Origin of the sequence: uncultured Desulfovibrio sp. (assembly GCF_944324505.1) — a bacterium.
In the GTDB taxonomy this organism is placed as follows: Bacteria; Desulfobacterota; Desulfovibrionia; order Desulfovibrionales; family Desulfovibrionaceae; genus Desulfovibrio.
This window is the reverse complement of the sequence record NZ_CALUWO010000008.1, coordinates 68,187-85,388: the sequence shown is the minus strand read 5'-3', so window position 1 is coordinate 85,388 and position 17,202 is coordinate 68,187. Positions and strand designations below refer to the sequence as shown.

Annotated in this window: 15 protein-coding genes and 1 pseudogene; 11 read left to right on the top strand and 5 right to left on the bottom strand. The window is 61.6% G+C overall.

Annotation, left to right across the window (positions count from 1 at the left end):
- Positions 1-701: pseudogene (locus Q0J57_RS08955) on the bottom strand (sulfite reductase, dissimilatory-type subunit alpha); the annotation flags it as partial.
- 398 nt (positions 702-1,099) lie between these two features.
- Between Q0J57_RS08955 and Q0J57_RS08950 the strand changes: the two are divergent.
- The 3 genes from Q0J57_RS08950 to Q0J57_RS08940 are packed head-to-tail and all read left to right on the top strand — an operon-like array spanning position 1,100 to position 2,933.
- Complete coding sequence (locus Q0J57_RS08950; RefSeq protein WP_297219421.1) at positions 1,100-1,366, top strand: hypothetical protein; 267 nt, start codon at positions 1,100-1,102, stop codon at positions 1,364-1,366.
- Entirely contained in the window at positions 1,363-2,217 is an 855-nt protein-coding gene (locus tag Q0J57_RS08945) for a hypothetical protein (RefSeq protein ID WP_297219419.1), read from the top strand. The genes Q0J57_RS08950 and Q0J57_RS08945 overlap by 4 nt, the downstream gene beginning before the upstream one ends.
- Positions 2,218-2,231: 14 nt before the next feature.
- Entirely contained in the window at positions 2,232-2,933 is a 702-nt protein-coding gene (locus Q0J57_RS08940; protein WP_297219417.1) for a septal ring lytic transglycosylase RlpA family protein, read from the top strand.
- Between the two features lie 367 nt (positions 2,934-3,300).
- Here the strand turns inward: Q0J57_RS08940 and Q0J57_RS08935 are convergent, their stop codons facing one another.
- Positions 3,301-4,767 (bottom strand): glycosyltransferase, encoded by a 1,467-nt coding sequence (locus tag Q0J57_RS08935; protein ID WP_297219415.1) that lies wholly within the window; start codon positions 4,765-4,767, stop codon positions 3,301-3,303.
- Between the two features lie 17 nt (positions 4,768-4,784).
- Complete coding sequence (locus Q0J57_RS08930; protein WP_297219414.1) at positions 4,785-5,927, bottom strand: DegT/DnrJ/EryC1/StrS family aminotransferase; 1,143 nt, start codon at positions 5,925-5,927, stop codon at positions 4,785-4,787.
- Between the two features lie 157 nt (positions 5,928-6,084).
- Between Q0J57_RS08930 and Q0J57_RS08925 the strand changes: the two genes are divergently transcribed.
- Both Q0J57_RS08925 and Q0J57_RS08920 read left to right on the top strand, forming a co-directional pair.
- Entirely contained in the window at positions 6,085-6,990 is a 906-nt protein-coding gene (locus tag Q0J57_RS08925; protein WP_297219412.1) for a DMT family transporter, read from the top strand.
- Between the two features lie 706 nt (positions 6,991-7,696).
- Positions 7,697-8,671, top strand: a complete 975-nt coding sequence (locus Q0J57_RS08920; protein WP_297219410.1) for a GGDEF domain-containing protein — start codon at positions 7,697-7,699, stop codon at positions 8,669-8,671.
- A gap of 258 nt (positions 8,672-8,929) precedes the next feature.
- Here the strand turns inward: Q0J57_RS08920 and Q0J57_RS08915 are convergent, their stop codons facing one another.
- Complete coding sequence (locus Q0J57_RS08915) at positions 8,930-10,798, bottom strand: sigma 54-interacting transcriptional regulator (protein ID WP_297219408.1); 1,869 nt, start codon at positions 10,796-10,798, stop codon at positions 8,930-8,932.
- Positions 10,799-11,008: 210 nt separating this feature from the next.
- On the opposite strand from Q0J57_RS08915, the gene Q0J57_RS08910 reads away from it, so the two are divergent.
- The 6 genes from Q0J57_RS08910 to Q0J57_RS08885 all read left to right on the top strand — a co-directional run bounded on the left by Q0J57_RS08910 (position 11,009) and on the right by Q0J57_RS08885 (position 16,301).
- Positions 11,009-11,980, top strand: a complete 972-nt coding sequence (locus Q0J57_RS08910) for a tripartite tricarboxylate transporter substrate binding protein (RefSeq protein ID WP_297219406.1) — start codon at positions 11,009-11,011, stop codon at positions 11,978-11,980.
- Between the two features lie 69 nt (positions 11,981-12,049).
- A complete protein-coding gene (locus Q0J57_RS08905; RefSeq protein WP_297219404.1) occupies positions 12,050-12,505 on the top strand; it encodes a tripartite tricarboxylate transporter TctB family protein in 456 nt (151 codons plus the stop codon).
- A gap of 27 nt (positions 12,506-12,532) precedes the next feature.
- A complete protein-coding gene (locus tag Q0J57_RS08900; protein ID WP_297219402.1) occupies positions 12,533-14,029 on the top strand; it encodes a tripartite tricarboxylate transporter permease in 1,497 nt (498 codons plus the stop codon).
- A gap of 6 nt (positions 14,030-14,035) precedes the next feature.
- Entirely contained in the window at positions 14,036-14,302 is a 267-nt protein-coding gene (locus tag Q0J57_RS08895; protein WP_297219400.1) for a UxaA family hydrolase, read from the top strand.
- Positions 14,303-14,322: 20 nt separating this feature from the next.
- On the top strand, positions 14,323-15,537 hold the full coding sequence (locus tag Q0J57_RS08890) for a UxaA family hydrolase (protein ID WP_297219398.1): 1,215 nt from the start codon (positions 14,323-14,325) through the stop codon (positions 15,535-15,537).
- Between the two features lie 2 nt (positions 15,538-15,539).
- The gene (locus tag Q0J57_RS08885) at positions 15,540-16,301 is read left to right on the top strand and encodes an aldolase/citrate lyase family protein (RefSeq protein ID WP_297219396.1); all 762 of its coding nucleotides are present in this window, start codon (positions 15,540-15,542) and stop codon (positions 16,299-16,301) included.
- 91 nt (positions 16,302-16,392) lie between these two features.
- Here Q0J57_RS08885 and surE read toward each other — a convergent pair whose 3' ends face one another.
- Entirely contained in the window at positions 16,393-17,166 is a 774-nt protein-coding gene (gene surE, locus Q0J57_RS08880; protein ID WP_297219393.1) for a 5'/3'-nucleotidase SurE, read from the bottom strand.
- Between the last annotated feature and the right edge of the window lie 36 nt (positions 17,167-17,202).

Sequence of the window (17,202 nt, the reverse complement as noted above, 5' to 3'; positions counted from 1 at the left end):
AAGTCGGAACGGGCCATGGCGCACACGCAGCCATTGGGGCAGCCGTCGAACTTGAACTTGAACTTGTAGGGGAAGGCGGGACGGTGCAGTTCGTCCTGGTAATCCATGGTCAGCTGGTAGCACATGTCCTGCGTGTTGTAGCAGGCATATTCGCAGCGGGACTGACCGAGGCAGGCTTCGGGGGTACGCAGGTTGGAGCCGGAACCACCCAGGTCCACGTTCATCTTGTGGGTCAGTTCGTGGAAGATTTCTTCCAGCTGGGGGGTCTGGGTGCCCAGCAGCACGATGTCACCGGTGGAGCCGTGCATGTTGGTCAGGCCGGAACCGCGCAGATCCCAGATGTCGCACAGGTCGCGCAGGAACTTGGTGTGATAGAATTTGGCGGCGGGCTGAGCCACGCGCATGGTGTGGAAGTGGGCCACACCGGGGTACTTTTCGGGCTGGTCGCAGTAACGGCCGATAACGCCGCCACCGTAGCCGAACACGCCCACGATGCCGCCGTGCTTCCAGTGCGTTTCCTTTTCTTCATAGGAAAGCTCCAGAAGGCCCAGCAGGTCTTCAGGGCAGTCGACGGGAATCTGATAGTCGAGACCCTGCGGATTGGCGGCACGATGGGCCGCTTCCTGTTTGATGTCGGACACAAAGCTCGGCCAGGGGCCGCTTTCCAGCTGGTCCAACAGGGGGGTTGCATGTTTCGCCATTGCCATACCTCCACATGGTTTGTGTGTATCACGGCGTTGCGTGATGTGCCTTCGCGCGTGTCCGGAGCCGGTGCTCCAACCGCAGATAGCGTACCGCTCTGGGGGCAGGTACGTTGGTGCGGACTGATCACGCCCGAGACGCTGACGGAGCGCACCTGCCTGTCCGGGAAAACAGGCTTCGCCGGGGCATCCCAGTGCCTTGAGGCGTTTCGGAGCACGGTCCGCAACAGAAACTCGCTCTTTCATATCTCATTTGTCGGGCAATGACAACTGCCTTGGCCCGGGAGTTTTTCTTGCCCCTGGTCAGGGCCGGCCGGGCTGTGCTCTTGGCAAAGGGACCCTTTTAAGGATATAAGCGCTGCACGCGGGCACATGCCCCCATACAGGAAGGACGAATTATGCAAGACAAACGCGGCCTTTATTATTATCCGCAGGCAGGCAACCACAAGGTACGCGTCTATGTGCGGCGGCAGGATAGCGTGGTGGAATTCCGCCTCTGGCAGGATGAGCTGCCCGAAGTCTGGGAACGGCATGGCTGGATTCCCTACCGGGTGCTGCAGGACGCGGCGCAGCTCTACCGCGAGGAACGCAATGCCGACGCCGACCCCCTGCGCATTTATGACATCAACGTGGCCGAACTGCTGCTGCGCGAGGCCGAGCAGTGAGTCATCGCTGGCTCCTGGCCCGCCGGGGCTTTTTCGTGCGCGATCTGGTGCGCGACTACTGCACGGTCTATCTGGGCATCGACGAGCAGAGCCGGCTCTTTTCCCGCGACGGCCTTGTGTCCTATGCCTCGCTGCGCGATCTGCTGGGCGAGGTCAACCGCAAGGGCGTCTTCTGGCGGCTGAAGGATACTTCCCATCATCTTTTCCGCAATACCGTCGGCGACACGCCGCCCCCTGATGCCATCCTGCTCTGGCAGTTTGCGGGCAGCGTGCATCCCACGGGCCTCACCATGCAGGCTCCGGTGGAGGCCCTGCTGGACTGGTGCATCGGCTATGCCTTTCACGAATGCGTCAAGCTGCGTGAGGATGCCTTCCAGCGGCAGCATTATGCCAGCCGTCTGGCCCAGCTTTCCCGTGCGCCTTCCGTCACCGGAGACCTGTACGACCCGCTGCACGAGCTGGCCTCGCAGACGGCGGAAAGCTCTGCCCGCGAGTTGCAGCGTATTCTCTACGTGCTGCGCCACGGCCTCTATCTGCTGACGCGCTATCTGGAGGGACGGGGCGGCAACGGGCATCTGGCCCGCTGGCTGGCCGTGGAGGAAGACACGGCCCGGCGGGCCTTTGGGGTGCTGTTTTCCGACTTGATGCGCGCCCTGTACGGGGACAGGCCCCAGCGTCTCTATCATCTGGCTGCGGAAAACTTTCTGGAGGCCGGGCGCGCGGAGGAGGCCGAACGCCTGCTGCTGCGTGCCCGTTCGTTGCAGCGCCTGGACAAGGACGGCCAGGAGCTGCTGCGCTCCCTGAGCGAGCGGCATGCCGAAGCCTCTGCCGCGGACGGCCGGCCGGCATGAGGCGTGGTGCCGTTATGCGCGCTGCGGCCGTGCTGCTGCTGGCGTTGTTCTGCGCAACGCTGCTGAACGGCTGCGGTTCCTCCTCCTGGCGCAAGGGAGGCGTGCCCGGCAGCAAGCCCTATACCATCCGCGGCAAGACCTATTATCCGCTCAAGTCCGCGCACGGCTTTGTGGAAGAGGGCGTGGCCTCCTGGTACGGGCCGGGCTTTCATGGCAAGACCACGGCCAGCGGCGAACGCTATAACCAGTATGCCATGACGGCCGCCCACAAGATTCTGCCCCTGGGGACCCGGGTGCGGGTGACCAATCTGGCCAACCGGCGTTCCCTCATCCTGCGCATCAACGACCGTGGCCCCTTTGTGGATGATCGTGTCATCGATCTGTCCAAGGGCGCGGCCCAGCGCCTGGATGTCATCGGCAAGGGCACGACGCGGGTACGCATCCAGAGCCTGAGCGGCGGCATTCCTGAAGTCCGGGCGGATGGCGATGTCATGGGCAGCTACTACGTGCAGGTGGGAGCCTTCGGGGTCAAGGCCAATGCCCAGCGGCTCATCCGGCAGCTCAGTGAGGCCGGCTATACGGGACGCATCTATTTTGGCAGCAATGACCTCTGGAACGTGCAGGTGGGGCCGTGGCCTGATACGGCCCGGGCCGGGGCCATGCTGGACCTGCTCCGGCGCAGCTACCCGCATGCCTTTGTGGTGGGGGACAAGTAGGCCCCCGGCAACAACCAGAGCGGACAAGACAACGAACACGCGCCACGGAACCGTCAGGAACCGTGGCGCTTTTTTTGTCCGTTTTTCGCGGAAGGGGAGGCGGGAAGCGCCCGCCACGGGCCGATGCGGGGACGGCGGGAAGAAGCCCGGGGCATGAATCCCGCAACGGGCCGACGCGGAAAGCGGCAACAGCCGGAAAGGCCGGACCGGAGCACAGAGGAGCCGCAGGGGCCGGCGTGCTGCGCCGGGGGCCTGCGGGAGGCTGCCCGTGCGGGCGGGCAGATACGCCATAAACGAAACCGGGAAGGCTCACGTCGTGCGACGTGCGCCTCCCCGGGCTGTGGGCATATGCTGGAGTGGTCTGCGCTCAGCGCCGCAGAAAGGCCGGCAGGGCAAAGTACAGGCGCGCGGCCGCATCAAAGCAGCGTCCGGGCAGATGGCTGACCAGGCGGAACAGCCAGAGTTTGGGCGAGGCCGAGCGGAAGGGGGCCAGCAGGGCACGGGCTTCGCGGCCCCGGCCGTCGCGCCAGAGGGCAATGGCCTGCTGAAAGGCGGCCCGCTGACGCAGCATGGCCACGATATCCGCATATTCCTTTTCATAGCCGGGATAGAGCCGGCAGTGCTTGTCCAGAATGCGCAGGGTTTCGTCGGCAAACTGGCCGAACTTGCGGAAGGTGGTATTGCCGCCGTGCACACGCCAGAGGGTCAGCGGGCGGTCCACATGGGCCAGTTTCCAGTCATGGGCCACGCGGTAGAAGACATCGGCCTCCTCGCAAACGTTGAGGCTTTCGTCAAACCATGGCGGCGGCGTGCCGTCGGCGGGCAGGGGCGCCAGCGATTCCAGGGCGCTGCGGCGCAGCATGGCCGAGGACATGGAAATCCACTGACGCTGCATGAGTTCCCGGAAGGCCATGCCGTCCACGGGGCGGGACTGCCGGAACAGGCGCTTGAGCACGCGCCGTCCGTCAAAGATTTCCGTATCCGTGCAGACCAGGCCCACCTGCGGGTCCGTCTCGAAGATATCCACCTGTTCGGCCAGCTTTTCGGGGCGCCACAGATCGTCGCAGTCCAGAAAGGCAATGTAGCGGCCCCTGGCCTCGCGCAGGGCCAGATTGCGCGCCGCGCCCAGCGGAACATTGACCTCGCCGCGGAAATAGCGCAGCCGTCCCCGCAGCGGGGCAAAGGCCTGGGCTATGAGGGGGCTTTCGTCGGTGGAGCAGTTGTCCCAGAAAATGACTTCGAAGTCCGTGAAGGTCTGGGCGGCCAGCGAGCGCAGGGCCTCTTCCAGCTTGGCCGAGCTGTTGTAGCAGTTCATGATGACGGAAACCGCGGGCGGATTGCCGCAGGGCTGCTGCCAGAGGTCATCCCCCGCCCCGGGACGGGGCAGGAAGCGCGGGTCTGTTTCGCGGGAGGCCAGGGTTTCCACCGCGCGGAAAACCCAGAAGCGGCAGAGCAGATACACGGCCACGGGCACCAGCACCGAGGCCAGCAGCATGGCCAGACCGTAGGGCAGGCCGGCATGGCTCAGGGGCAGGACCAGCAGGGCATTGAAGACGAGGCCGAAGACCTGCACGCCGGCAAAGCGGCGCAGCATGGGGCCGTGCGGAGCCTGCGCAATGTCAAAGGTCCAGCGGCGCTGCCCCCAGTAGGCCACCAGAAAACTTGCCGCATAGGCCAGGGCATTGCCCAGCAGCATGGGCCAGCCCCAGCAGGAAACCAGCAGCAGGCCCAGCAGGATGTAGCAGAAGGCGGACAGCCCCCCCACAAAAACATAGCGCACCCAGCGCCGGGCAAAGAGCGAGCGCACGAGTTTCCGGTATTCTTCAAAGGTCATGGCGAATCCTTGCCGGCTCAGGCCAGGGCGGCGCGTGCGGCGCGGCAGACCTCGTCCACGTCATCCATGCTCAGGCCCGGATGCAGGGGCAGGGTCACCAGCTCGCCGAAGAGCTGTTCGCAGGCGGGAAGGGGCAGCTGCCCGCTTTCCCGGAAGAAGGTCAGCCAGTGATTGGGCTTGTAGTGGACGCCCGTGGGAATGTCCTGGGCAGCCAGGGCAGCCTTGAAGGCGTCCTTGCGGCCGTTGAGGATGCGCACAGGCAGAATGTGCGGCACGATGAAGTCCTGGGGATCCGTCCGCAGCAGCCGCAGATCGGCCAGTCCGGCCAGTCCCTGCGCATAGCGGTCGTACAGGGCGCGCCGGGCCGGGATGAATTCCCCGTCCAGCCGGGAGAGCTGCACCCTGCCGATGGCGGCCATGATGTTGCTGAGGTGAAAGCGCCAGCCCTGCCGCTTCACATCCGGATCCCAGGTGCGGGTTCCGGCAAAGCGGGACTGGGTGTCGCCCTCCACGGAGAGCAGGCGGGCATCGGCCGCGCGGGCGGCGCACTGCCGGTCAAAGGCCACCAGGCAGCCACCTTCGCCGCAGGTGATGTTCTTGATGCCGTCAAAGCTGAAACAGATCAGATCGCCGAAGCTGCCGATCTTTTTGTCCTGATGGCGGCAGCCGAAGGCATGGGCCGCGTCTTCGATGACGCGCAGTCCCTTGCGCCGGGCAAAATCGTAGACCTCGTCGATCTGCCACGGATTGCTGGCATAGTGAACGGGCATGATGGCAATGACGTCACCATCCAGGCGTTTTTCGGCGTCGGCCAGGTCAATGGTGCCGGTTTCGGGCAGCACATCGCAGGCAACAGGCCGGCAGCCGGCGGCGGTGATGGCCTGAAAGGAGGCCACAAAGGTCAGCGAGGGCACAAGAATCTTGGGCGGGCGGCCGGTGTGGCGGTCGGGCAGCAGGCTGTCCACGGCCAGGGTAAGGGCGGCCGTGCCGGTATTGGCGGTGATGATCTGCCAGCGCTCCACACCCAGCCAGGCGGCCAGCTCTTCCTCAAAGCGGCGGGTCTCCGCACCGATGCCCAGGTAACCGTCCTCAACGATGACACGGCGCACGGCTTCGGCTTCAGCTTCACCCACGATGGAACGGGAAAGACGTAACGTCATAGGAACCTCCACGCGTTTGGGATGGTGTCCCTGCATACCCTCTAATGGCGCCGGGGGCAAGTCTCGGCTGGTCCGGGGGATGGGCCGCCTTGAAATCGCGCGGGGGATGGCATAGGCTGCCGGACGTTCTGTCCCCACCTGTAACCCCCGGCCTGCCATGCCCCCTGCCTTTTCCCGTCTGCTGCCGCATCTGGCCCTGCTGGTGGCCATGCTGTTCTGGAGTACGTCCTATCCGGCCATGCGCATTGCGCTTACCGGCCTGGACCCGGTCACCCTCATGTTCGGCCGCATGCTCGCGGCCACGCTGGTGCTGCTGCCCGTGCTGCCCGGCCTCTGGCGCGCGTTGCGGCGTCAGGGCGGCTGGGGCTGGCTGCTGTTCATGGGCCTGTGCGAACCCGGCTGCTATTTTTTGCTGGAAGCCAATGCCATGCGCTTTACCACGGCCTCGCAGGCCGGCATGATCGTGGCCGCCCTGCCGCTTTTTGTGGGTCTGCTGGCCTGGCTTGCCCTGCGTGAGCGGGTGGGCCGCCTGGGCTGGCTGGGGTTCGGCGTGGCTGTGGCCGGCGTCATCTGGCTGACGCTGGCTGCCGCCCCCCAGGAAAGTGCCCCCCGGCCCGTGCTGGGCAATCTGCTGGAAGGGCTGGCCATTGTCTGCGGTGCGCTCTATACCGTGACGGCCCGGCACCTGTCTGCCCGTTATTCTCCGTTGCAGATCACCCTGGTGCAGTCGCTGGTGGGGCTGGGCTTTTTCGGCACGCTCTGTCTGCTGGCCCCCTCCACGGCAGAGCCGGTGAATCTGGGCCTTGATCTGCCGTCCTGGGCGCCCTGGGCCTGCGTGGTCTACCTGGGCTGCGTGGTTTCCCTGGGCGGGTACGGCCTCTACAATGTGGGCGTGCATGGCCTTTCCGCCGCACAGGCCGCGGCCTATACCAATCTCATTCCTGTCATGACGCTGATCATCGGCGTCTGCTTTTTGCACGAGGTTTTTCTGCCGTCGCAGTATGCGGCCTCGCTGCTGGTCATTGCCGGTGTGCTGCTCAGCCAGTGGCGGCGCCGGGGCTAGGCCATGCGTCACGCTTTGCCAATTTCATGATTCTTTATACACTTGTGCCGGAAGAGAAGGGAAAAGTCTTCGGCACGCCCTGCGCATGTCCTGCCGCAGAGGGTTTGGCAGCTGCCGGCAGCATGTCTTCCTGAGTGCCACCGGGGAGGGCAGCGCGGGATGCCGGGCGCTCCATCAGGGCGCTGTGCCGGTGCTGTGTGCCGCGTGGCGCCAGTTTCTGGTGCGCTTTTCCCCGGCGTGGCCGGCTTGGCCCATGGCCTGCCAGCGGCAGGACCGGGACGTGCGAGCGCGCCATGCCGGGGGCAATGGCTTCTGCGTGCGTCCTGCCCGTGCCGGCGCGTATGGCCATCTCCGGCATCGGACTGGGCACGGGCTGTTGCTGCAAGGCAGCAACTTCCGGGTTTTCTGAGCGTGCTGTTCTGCGCGCTTCCTGCAAGGATATTGCCGAAAACGCATGAGGCAGGGTATGAGTACAGGCAAAAGTCCGTCTTTTTCAGATCAGGCGCATCTGCTGCGGGAAGAATTTATTGATTTGTTGAATCATGTTTTTCTGGCAGTTGTCCGGGTAGATCCCAGTAGGGACGAATGCCAGATATTTACGGGAGAATTACAGCGGCATCACGGCAAAAAATTTTCCTATACAGCCCTGCTGCGTGCGTTCAGGCGTTTTCTCCATCGCAAGGATCATGCGCGGATTCTTCATGATTTGTCCCTTGAAGCCCTGGAATCGTACCGCGAGCATCAGGCAGACAGCATTGATTTCGGCTATGTCACCTTTGGGGAGGAACGCTGGCTTTCCGTCAAGGTCATTGCGGACAGGGATGCTCCCTGTATTTATCTTCTGATCAAGAGGGCAACGGCCTATCAGTGCCTGCAAAAAGATATCTCACAAATGTATGTGTATGACAGATGTGATTACTTTATCTATCTTGATACGCAGGCAAACAGCTATATCATGTTTGGCGGAAGCGACAACAAGACGCTTCCGCCCGTTATCTGCGACGATTACGAATCGACCATTGTGAGCTATGCGGAGACCTTTGTTCCCCCGGAAGACAGGGAAATGGTCATCAGGGAAATGCGCCTTGACCGCGTCTGCGAGATGCTGGAACTGCATGGCATCCATACCCTCTATACCGGCGTCATTGACCCGGAGAGGGGCTACAGACGAAAAAAGCTGGAATACCGCTATTATAATAAGGAGAGCAAGAAGGTCCTGCTGAATCGTCAGGCTGCCTGTGCGGAGATTGCCGCAGCCTTGCAGGACATGACGCTTTCGGCCCTGCTCTTCATTGATATCGACAATTTCAAATCCATCAATGATTCGTTCGGCCATGATGTCGGCGATACGGTCATCATCCGCATAGCCAATATTCTCAAGGCCGGTATCCGGCAGGGGCAGGACATTGCCGGACGCATCGGTGGCGATGAATTCATCATTTTTCTGCGCAATCTCCGCAGCAAGGAGGATGCTCTCCTCTGCGCACGCCGTTTGTGCGACAGGATTTTCGCGCTTAATACGGGGCACCACTATACCATTTCCAGCAGCATCGGCATTGCCTTTGCCCCTGACGACGGAACCGACTATGCCACGCTTGCACGCGCTGCTGATCAGCGGGTGTATCGCGTCAAGTCGTCGGGAAAGAATGGCGTCAATTATACCTGGAATCCAGACGCGTGAGCGCGTTGTCCGTGCAACGGCGTTTTGGGGGCACAGCAGGGTGACAATGGCAGGTCGGCGCCGGGCATTGTCTTTGCCCGGGATCGGCGCTTGCTGCTATGGCGGCCGGCGTAAAGACGGCCTGCAACGGGCAAACGCGGGCGCTCTGGGGCCGTTGTATGCGCTGTGCCGCTCTTTCTGCTGTGCGCCCTCCTGCGCAGGAAAGTCCACCTGGGCATTTTCCCGTTCCCCGGAACGCACGGGGAAGTACATACCTGCTTACAGATTCTTGAGCTTGCGCCAGAGAGTAGAGCGGTGCATGCCAAGCAGGGCGGCAGCCTTGTTTCGATTGTTGCCGCACTGGCGCATGGCCTCGAGAATGGCCTCTCGTTCCGGCAGGCTGTGCAGCGGTTGGTTTGGGGGTGCACTTCCCAGCATGGCACGCAGCAGCGTTTCGTCCATGATCACCGGCGATCCCTCGCACAGCAGTACACTGCGCTCCATGAGCGCCCGTAGTTCCCGGATGTTCCCGGGCCAGTCCCGTTCTGTCAGCAGGCGCAGGGCGCCGGCGGTGATCTCGCCGGGGATACGCCCGTAGCGGGCGCATTCCCGTTGCAGAAAATGGCGGGCAAGTTCAGGCATGTCCTCCATACGTTCCCGGAGGCTGGGAATATCCAGCCTGAGGACCGCCAGGCGGTAGTAGAGGTCTGCCCGGAAGCGTCCCTGCCGTACAGCGTCCTCTAGGCGCTGGTTAGTGGCGGCGATGATGCGGCAACGGGCTTTCAGCAGTCGGTCATCACCCAGTCGGGAAAACTCCCCTTCCTGAAGAACACGCAGAAGCCTGCTCTGCATCTCCAGCGGCATGTCGCCAATTTCGTCAAGAAAGACGGTTCCCTGTCCGGCCGATTCAAAGACGCCCTGTCTGCCACTGCGCCGTGCGTCGGTGAAAGCGCCCCGCACGTAGCCGAAAAGTTCGCTCTCCACGAGGGTTTGCGGGAGTGCCGCAAGATTGACCGCCACAAACGGCTGGTTGTGGCGGGGGCTGGCCAGATGGATGGCATGGGCAAAGAGTTCTTTGCCCGTGCCGGTTTCCCCCTGCAGGAGGACGGTGGCATCGGTCTGGGCATACTTCTGCGCCATGTGCTTGGCCCTGCGTAGGGTTGCGGCGTGGCCCACAATGTCATCAAAGGAAAAGCGGGCTTCATGTCCCCTCTCCTGAAGGCTTGCCGGGGCTGGGCTGGACCTGGGGTCCAGCGTGACAATTCCTGCCATGCCGCCGACGGGTGCCGACAGCCTTTGCCACAGGGCAGAAATGGCGCGTTGCCGTCTGTCCGTCAGAGATGCTCTGCCTGATGGTTCGTGCAGCAGGGAGGCAAAGAGGGCTTTCTGAAACAGAGGCAGACGTGCGGCAGTCTGGCCGGCAAGGTGCCGTTTCCCCTGTTCCATCATGCGTGCCGCCTCTGCATTGGCGTAGAGCACCTTCCCGTCGTCATCCAGGGCCAGGATTCCCTGCGGCAGCTGATCCAGTATGGCAGAGAGCAGCCGGGCCTCCCTGCGTGCATTGTCCCGTGCTGTGGTGATGGTCAGGGCCGAGGCATAGGCCTGGCGTATGGATTCTTCGCTGGAGTCAAGCAGTACGGCAGGGATGGCATTTTCCCGGCATATTTTTACCACCCGTGCATCACCGATGATGATTTCCGCGTTGTTTTCCAGGGCATTGAAGACGGACTCCACACAGTCCCATGGCGAGGAGCGGTAGATGAGGCGCACGTCAATGTCAAAAAGGGCGGTGATCTTCTGAATGCCTTCAAGCATGCCGGCATAGGCAATGAAGGCAATGCGATGGCTTGTCTGCCGGGCTTTGCGAATGGCATCAATGATATCAAAGGGAGATACCTGCACGCTGACGACGGGGATGGCGTCGGCATCGTCGACCTGTTCCTCGCGCAGAAATTCCGCAATTCCGCCCCGGCTGACGATGACCTCAATGGATGAGGCCCGGGCATAGGCGATGATGTCCGGTGGCGTCATTTCCAGGCCGTTGACGGCAAGAATATTGTCCGCGAGGGGGGACAGGGCCTGATGCAGCGTTGCGGTGAAGGATTCGTCCGGTGCGGCAAAGAGAATTCGGGGTGAGGGCTGAGGCATGGCAGTCTCCCGCGAGCGAGATATGTTGCAACAGTGTGCAACACATTCGGCTATTATGCAACATATTCTTTCTGACCTCAAATAGCTATCTCATTGTTTTCTTTTTATTTTATTGTTTGGTATGTGTTTTGCTACCCGTAGAGTGCATCAAGTATGGTGTAGCGGCTACATGTCCGTCCATCCACACCCTGAAAAACCACGGGGGAATATATGAAGACACCTTTTTTGCTGACAGTTGTGTGCGCTCTGAGCATTTTTCTGTTTGGTCATCCTGCGCGAAGCCTTGCCGCATTTCCCGAAAAGGAAGTCCGGCTCATTGTTCCCTATCGGGCCGGAGGGCAAAGCGACCTCACTGCCCGGAAGCTGGCAGAAGTGATTCAAACGCATAATCTTCTGCCCCATCCGGTCATCGTGGTGAACATCCCCGGCGGAAATACCCAGGAAGGGCTGCGCAATGTCAAGAACGCCCGCCCTGATGGCTATACCCTGCTGCTGCACCACTCGGCCTTCATTACCATGAAGGCGCTGGGACAGATCGGCATGAGCTGGTCCGATTTCGACATGGTGGGGCAGACGCTGGTCATGTCCAATTCGCTGGTGGTCAATGCGGACTCCCCCTTTTCCCGGGCGTCGGAATTCATTGCCGCGGTGGAAAAGGCCCCTGGCAAGTACAGAATTGCCATTCCCGGGCTTGGCGGCGTGGCGCATCTGGCACTTCTGGATGTGCTCATCCGCAAGAATATTCTGAATAAGGTGGAAATCATTCCCTTTGACGGCGCCAATGAAGCTGTGACGGCGCTCATGAGCAAGCGTGTGGATATGCGTACCGCACCCAATGCGGACATGGCACGCTTTGTCCGGTCGGGCGAGCAGCGCGTCATTCTTGTTGTGGGCGACGACAGGCTTCCGGGAATTGATTCCCCGGAATATGCCGCGGACCTGGGCATACGCAATGCGCTTGTCCTGCGCAATGGCGTCTTTGCCCCGCGTGGCATACCGGAAGAAGCCCGTACGGTGCTGGCCGAAGCCCTGCGCAAGGCTGTTGCCAGCAGGGAGTTTCAGGAATTTGCCACACAGCAGGTGGCCGAGGGGCTGTTCCTGAATGCCGATGACTGGGCCAGAACCTTCCGCGAGGATGAGCGTAACGTGGCCAAGCTTGTGGAGTTTCTTGTCAGGAAGTGATTTCTGTCGCTGAGTCTGTCTGGCCTGGGGAAGGGCGCCCACGGGCACTTTCTCCGGCCTGGAGGCCGTATGAAGAGTATGGAGTATCTGTTGCTGGTTGTTCTGGGAGGGGTGGGCATCTGGTGTGCCCTGGGCATAGAGGAGCCTGCCTTTTCCTTGCAGAAGGACTACCTCGGTGTGTCGGGCTATCCGTTGCTGGTGGGGCTGCTGCTGGCCGGTGTCTGTCTGCTGCGTGTTCTCTGCGGTGCTTTCTTGTCGGCCGCAGGCGCGGTCCAGCCCGCCGATGAGCGCCCGTGGGCGGTGCTGCCCGTACTGGTGGCTGCCGCCTATGTGGCGGGGATATCGTCAGTGGGATTTCTGCTCTGTACGTTCTGTTATCTGGGACTGATGCCATTTCTGCTTGACCGTCAGTCCGGCCTGCGGGACTGGTGGAAAAATCTGGTGTACGCCCTGGCTGTTTCGGCTGTACTGTTTGCCTTTTTCCGACTGTTCAAAATATATCTGCCGGACACCATCCTGTTTTAGGTGGCACGGCCTGAGAGGACAACGACCATGCTTGACGTCCTTGTGGCGGCCTTTGCCGCATTTGACCTCACATCGCTGCCTCTTTTATCCGGAGGCGTGCTGCTCGGTCTTCTCTTTGGCATCATTCCGGGACTTACTGCCACGCTTGCCGTCATCCTGCTGGTGCCCCTTACCTATGGCATGGATGCCATCACAGGGGTTTCCCTGCTCATCGGGGTCTATATCGGCGGTATTTCCGGCGGTCTTGTTTCCGCCATTCTGCTGGGTATGCCCGGCACCCCTTCCTCCATCACCACAGCCTTTGACGGCTTTCCCATGGCAAAGCAGGGGCTGGCGGGCAAGGCGCTCGGGGCCGGCATTGTGGCCAATCTTTTCGGGACGCTCATGGGCTGGCTGTTTCTTGTGGGGGTTGCGCCCCAGCTTGCCCGCCTGGCCCTCCAGTTCGGACCGTTTGAGTATGTGGCGGTCATTCTCTTTGGCCTGACTACCGTGGTGAGCCTGTCGGGAGATTCCATTCCCAAGGGGTTCGTCGTTGCGCTGCTGGGCCTGGTTATCTGTACCATCGGCATGGATCCCATCAATGGTCTGCCCCGCAATACCATGGGGCTGTCCTGTCTTTCCAATGGCATCAATGCCGTCCCCGCCATGATCGGGCTTTTTGTGGTGGCCGAGGTGTTCCGGGAATGCGAGAAGGGCGTGACGGGAGCGCTGCATCACACGGTCCGTGTGGAAGGAACCTCTTCCTTTGGCTGGATCGATTTTGTGCGGGGGCTGCCCAACCTGGTCCGTTCCAGTCTTATCGGCGTAGCCATCGGCATCATGCCCGGCATTGGCGGCAGTCTGGCCAATTTTGTTGCCTATGATCAGGCCAAGAAGGCTTCGCCGGAGCCGGAAACATTCGGGCAGGGTAATGTGGGGGGCGTCCTTGCGTCAGAAAGTGCCAATAATGCCGTTATTGGCGGCGCCCTCATCCCCATGCTTGCCCTGGGCATTCCCGGAGATGTGGTGAGCGCGGCCCTCATGGGCGGCCTGCAGCTGCACGGGCTGGAACCCGGTCCTCTGCTTTTCAGCGAAAATCCGCAGTTCATTGGCAGTGTATATGCCTCCTTTGCCGTCAATGCTTTGCTCATGTTCGTGTTCATGATGGCGCTGGGCCGGCGCATTTTGCCCAAGCTCCTGCTGGTTCCCAAGAAGTTTCTGCTGCCGGTGGTGCTCGTGGCCAGTACGGTGGGCTGTTACAATCTGGGGTACAGTCTGTTTGATATGTGGACAGCCGTGCTCTTTGGTGTGGTGGGTTATCTGCTGCATCGTTTCCGGTATCCCGTCACCCCCATGATCATCAGTCTTGTGCTTGGTAAGATGCTTGAAAAGCAGCTGCGTCTGGCGCTTATCATGGGCAAGGGCAGCATGCTCCCCCTGTTTACGCAGCCATTGAGTTTGCTCTTTCTTGTACTGGCACTTCTGTCTCTCGGATTTTCCCTTTATCGGGCATGGGGGCGCTCCGGGAGCCGCCCCCGGAGGTAGCTCTGCATGGAACAGGATATCATCAGACTGGACAGCCGGGATAATGTGGGTGTGGCTGTGGTGCCTCTGAAGGCCGGTCAGCGCTGTGCTATCATCGGTTCCGGTGAACAGCTGGCCGTTCGCGAGGATATTGCCTTCGGGCACAAGATTGCTCTGGTCGACATTCCGGAGGGAGGCCCTGTGATCAAGTACGGTGAAAGCATTGCACTTGCCAGCCGGCCCATTGTGCAGGGGAGCCTTGTGCACATCCACAATATGCGTGACACCATATAGCTTCGAAAGGGTGAAAGCTCATGATGTTCATGGGATACAGAAGAGCCTGCGGCAGGGCAGGAACCCGCAATCTTGTTGCCGTGATTCCCACCGTATTTTGCGCCAATTTTGTGGCCCGGCGCATTGCCGAGAGCGTTCGCGGCGCCTGTGTCTTTCCGCATCCCGTAGGTTGCGGCTATCCCGGCCCGGATCAGCGGCTTACTGCGCATGTGTTGCGGCGACTGGCCGCACATCCCAATTTCGGAGCCGTGCTGCTGGTGGGGCTGGGCTGTGAGCGGGTCCGTTTTGAGGATGTGGACAAGGATGTGGTGGGCAAGCCCGTGCATCACCTTGTCATCCAGGAGGAGGGGGACTCCCTGAAGGCCATTGCCCGGGGGGTTGCTGTGGCGCAGTCGCTGGCCATCACATTGTCTGCACAGGAACGGGAACCCTTTCCCTTGTCTGATCTGGTGCTTGGCCTCAAGTGCGGCGGAACGGACGCCACCTCCGGACTGGCGGCCAATCCCGCCCTTGGAGTGGCGTCAGACATGCTTATTGCTGCGGGGGGAACCTCACTGCTGACGGAAATCACGGAGCTGTGCGGCACCGAGCATATCATGGTCCGGCGGGCGGCCTCGCCCGAAGTGGCGGACAGAATACGGGCCTGTCTTCAGAAAAATGTACGGCGACTGCGCAGGGCCAGAGCCGCTGCGCATGCCAGCCGCGGAGAGAGTCTTCTTGTTTCGCCGGGCAACGCCGATGGCGGCGTGAGCAATGTGGTGGAAAAGGCACTCGGGGGCCTTAAGAAGGCAGGAAATGCCATTTTCCAGGATGTCATAGGCTATGGTGAGGCGCCGTCCGGCCATGGACTGTATCTTATGGATGGGCCGGGGCATGATGGCGAGGCCGTTACCGGTCTTGTTGCCGCCGGGGCAAGTATCGTGGTCTTTACCACAGGGCGCGGAACTCCCGCAGGTTTTCCGGGAATCCCTGTCATCAAGGCAACGGGCAATCCGGCCCTTTTTGCCAGCATGGGCGTCAACATGGATTTTGATGCCGGCGGACTTTTTCGTGAGCGGCGCCATGTGGAAGATATTGGCAGAGATCTGTTCCAGCTGCTGGTCCGGGTAGCCTCCGGTCAGCTGACACGGGCAGAGGCCATCGGCCATGATGAACTGTTCTGCGTGTCCCGCTTCGTATCCACCCACAGGCTGGTGGAAGACTGCGGGCTACTGTGTGCCGGAAGGGAGGCGTGAGTATGTATTACATTCGCAAGCGCGTTGCCGGGGGGGACTTTATGGCGGGGACATGGTGCAGCCTCGCGCTGCCCGCCATCTGTGAAATTATTGGCGAGAGCGGTTATGACTGGTTGCTCATCGATATGGAGCATGCGCCGGGAACCCCAGTTTCCCTGTTGCAGCAGCTGCAGGCTGTCCGGGGGTTTTCGCTTGCGCCCATTGTCCGGGTGCCGGCGCTTGACCGTGCATACGTGAAGTGGGCACTGGATCTCGGGGCATCAGGCATCATGTTTCCCGGTATCGATACGGCGGAACAGGCCGCAGAGGCGGTTTCCTTCATGCGCTATGATCCGCATGGCGTGCGCGGTGTCAGCGGTGCGGCACGTTGTGCCGGATATGGCCGGCATTTTTCCGCCTATGTTGCTGAAGCTGACGAGAATCTGCTGACGGTGGTACAGATAGAAAGTACCCGGGCAGTTAAAAACTGCGAGGCCATTGCCCGTACCGATGGTGTGGATGTGCTCTTTGTGGGGCCGATGGATCTGAGTACCAGTCTTGGGCTGCCGGGGCGTTTTGCCGACCCGCGTTTCATGGATGTGCTGCGCCAGGTGGCCCACGCGGCGTGTGCCGCTGGCCGGGCTTGTGGTATCCTGCTGCCCGATCCAGGGCTTGTCCCGCATCTGCGGGATATGGGATATACCTTTGTGGCCGTCAGTTCCGACACCAATATTCTGGTAAAGTATCTGGCAGAATACCGACAGCAGATAGGCCGGGAAGCCTAGACTGCTGCCTGGATGATGCCGAAGTCCCCGCTGGAAAAAATTGCAGCCGCCCCGTCACACCCGGGTGTGACGGGGCGGTATTGTCTATGACCTAGAGGGCCTGGCGCTCCTCCAGGTCCATGAGCTCCAGTTCGGCCATGCCGGCATAGTCCGTGAATTCAAAGCGCAGGGGGGTGACGGTAACATAGCCCCGGTTGAGCAGGTCCTTGTCCGAGCCGGCATTGATGGTCTGTGGCGGGATTTCGCCCACCAGCCACCAGTAGGGCGCGCCGCGCGGGTCCTTGCGTTCCAGGTAGGCATTCTTCCAGACGGCGCTGGTCTGGGGGCAGATGCGCAGGCCCTTGCTTTTTTCCAGCGGGCCGCGCGGATAGTTGACATTGATGACCCGGCGCGGGGCCAGGCGTTTCCACTGGATGCGCTGGGCCAGGGCCACGGCATGGCGGGCCTGGGGCAGCAGGTCGTCCTTGTCCGAGGCCACGTCGCAGGAAACGGCCATGGTGGGCAGGGCTTCGTGGGCCGCTTCCGTGGCGGCGCCCACGGTGCCGGAATAGAGAATGTCCGGCCCCACGTTGGGACCGGCATTGATGCCGGACATGACCAGGTCCGGGCGTTTTTTCAGCAGATTGCCCAGGGCCAGCTTCACGCAGTCCGTGGGGGTGCCGTACAGGCCGATGCCGGAAAAGTCGGCCTCGCTGATTTCCATGGCGCGCAAGGGATCAAAGACGGTGAGCGAATGCCCCACACCGGACTGCTGGCGCATGGGCGCCACCACGTGCACGGTATGGCCGGCCTCGCGCAGGGCCGCATACAGGGCGCGCAGGCCCGGTGCGCGGATGCCGTCGTCATTGGTCAGAAGAACATCCATTTGACAAACCCCCGGAAACAAGGAACTGTTGTGCAA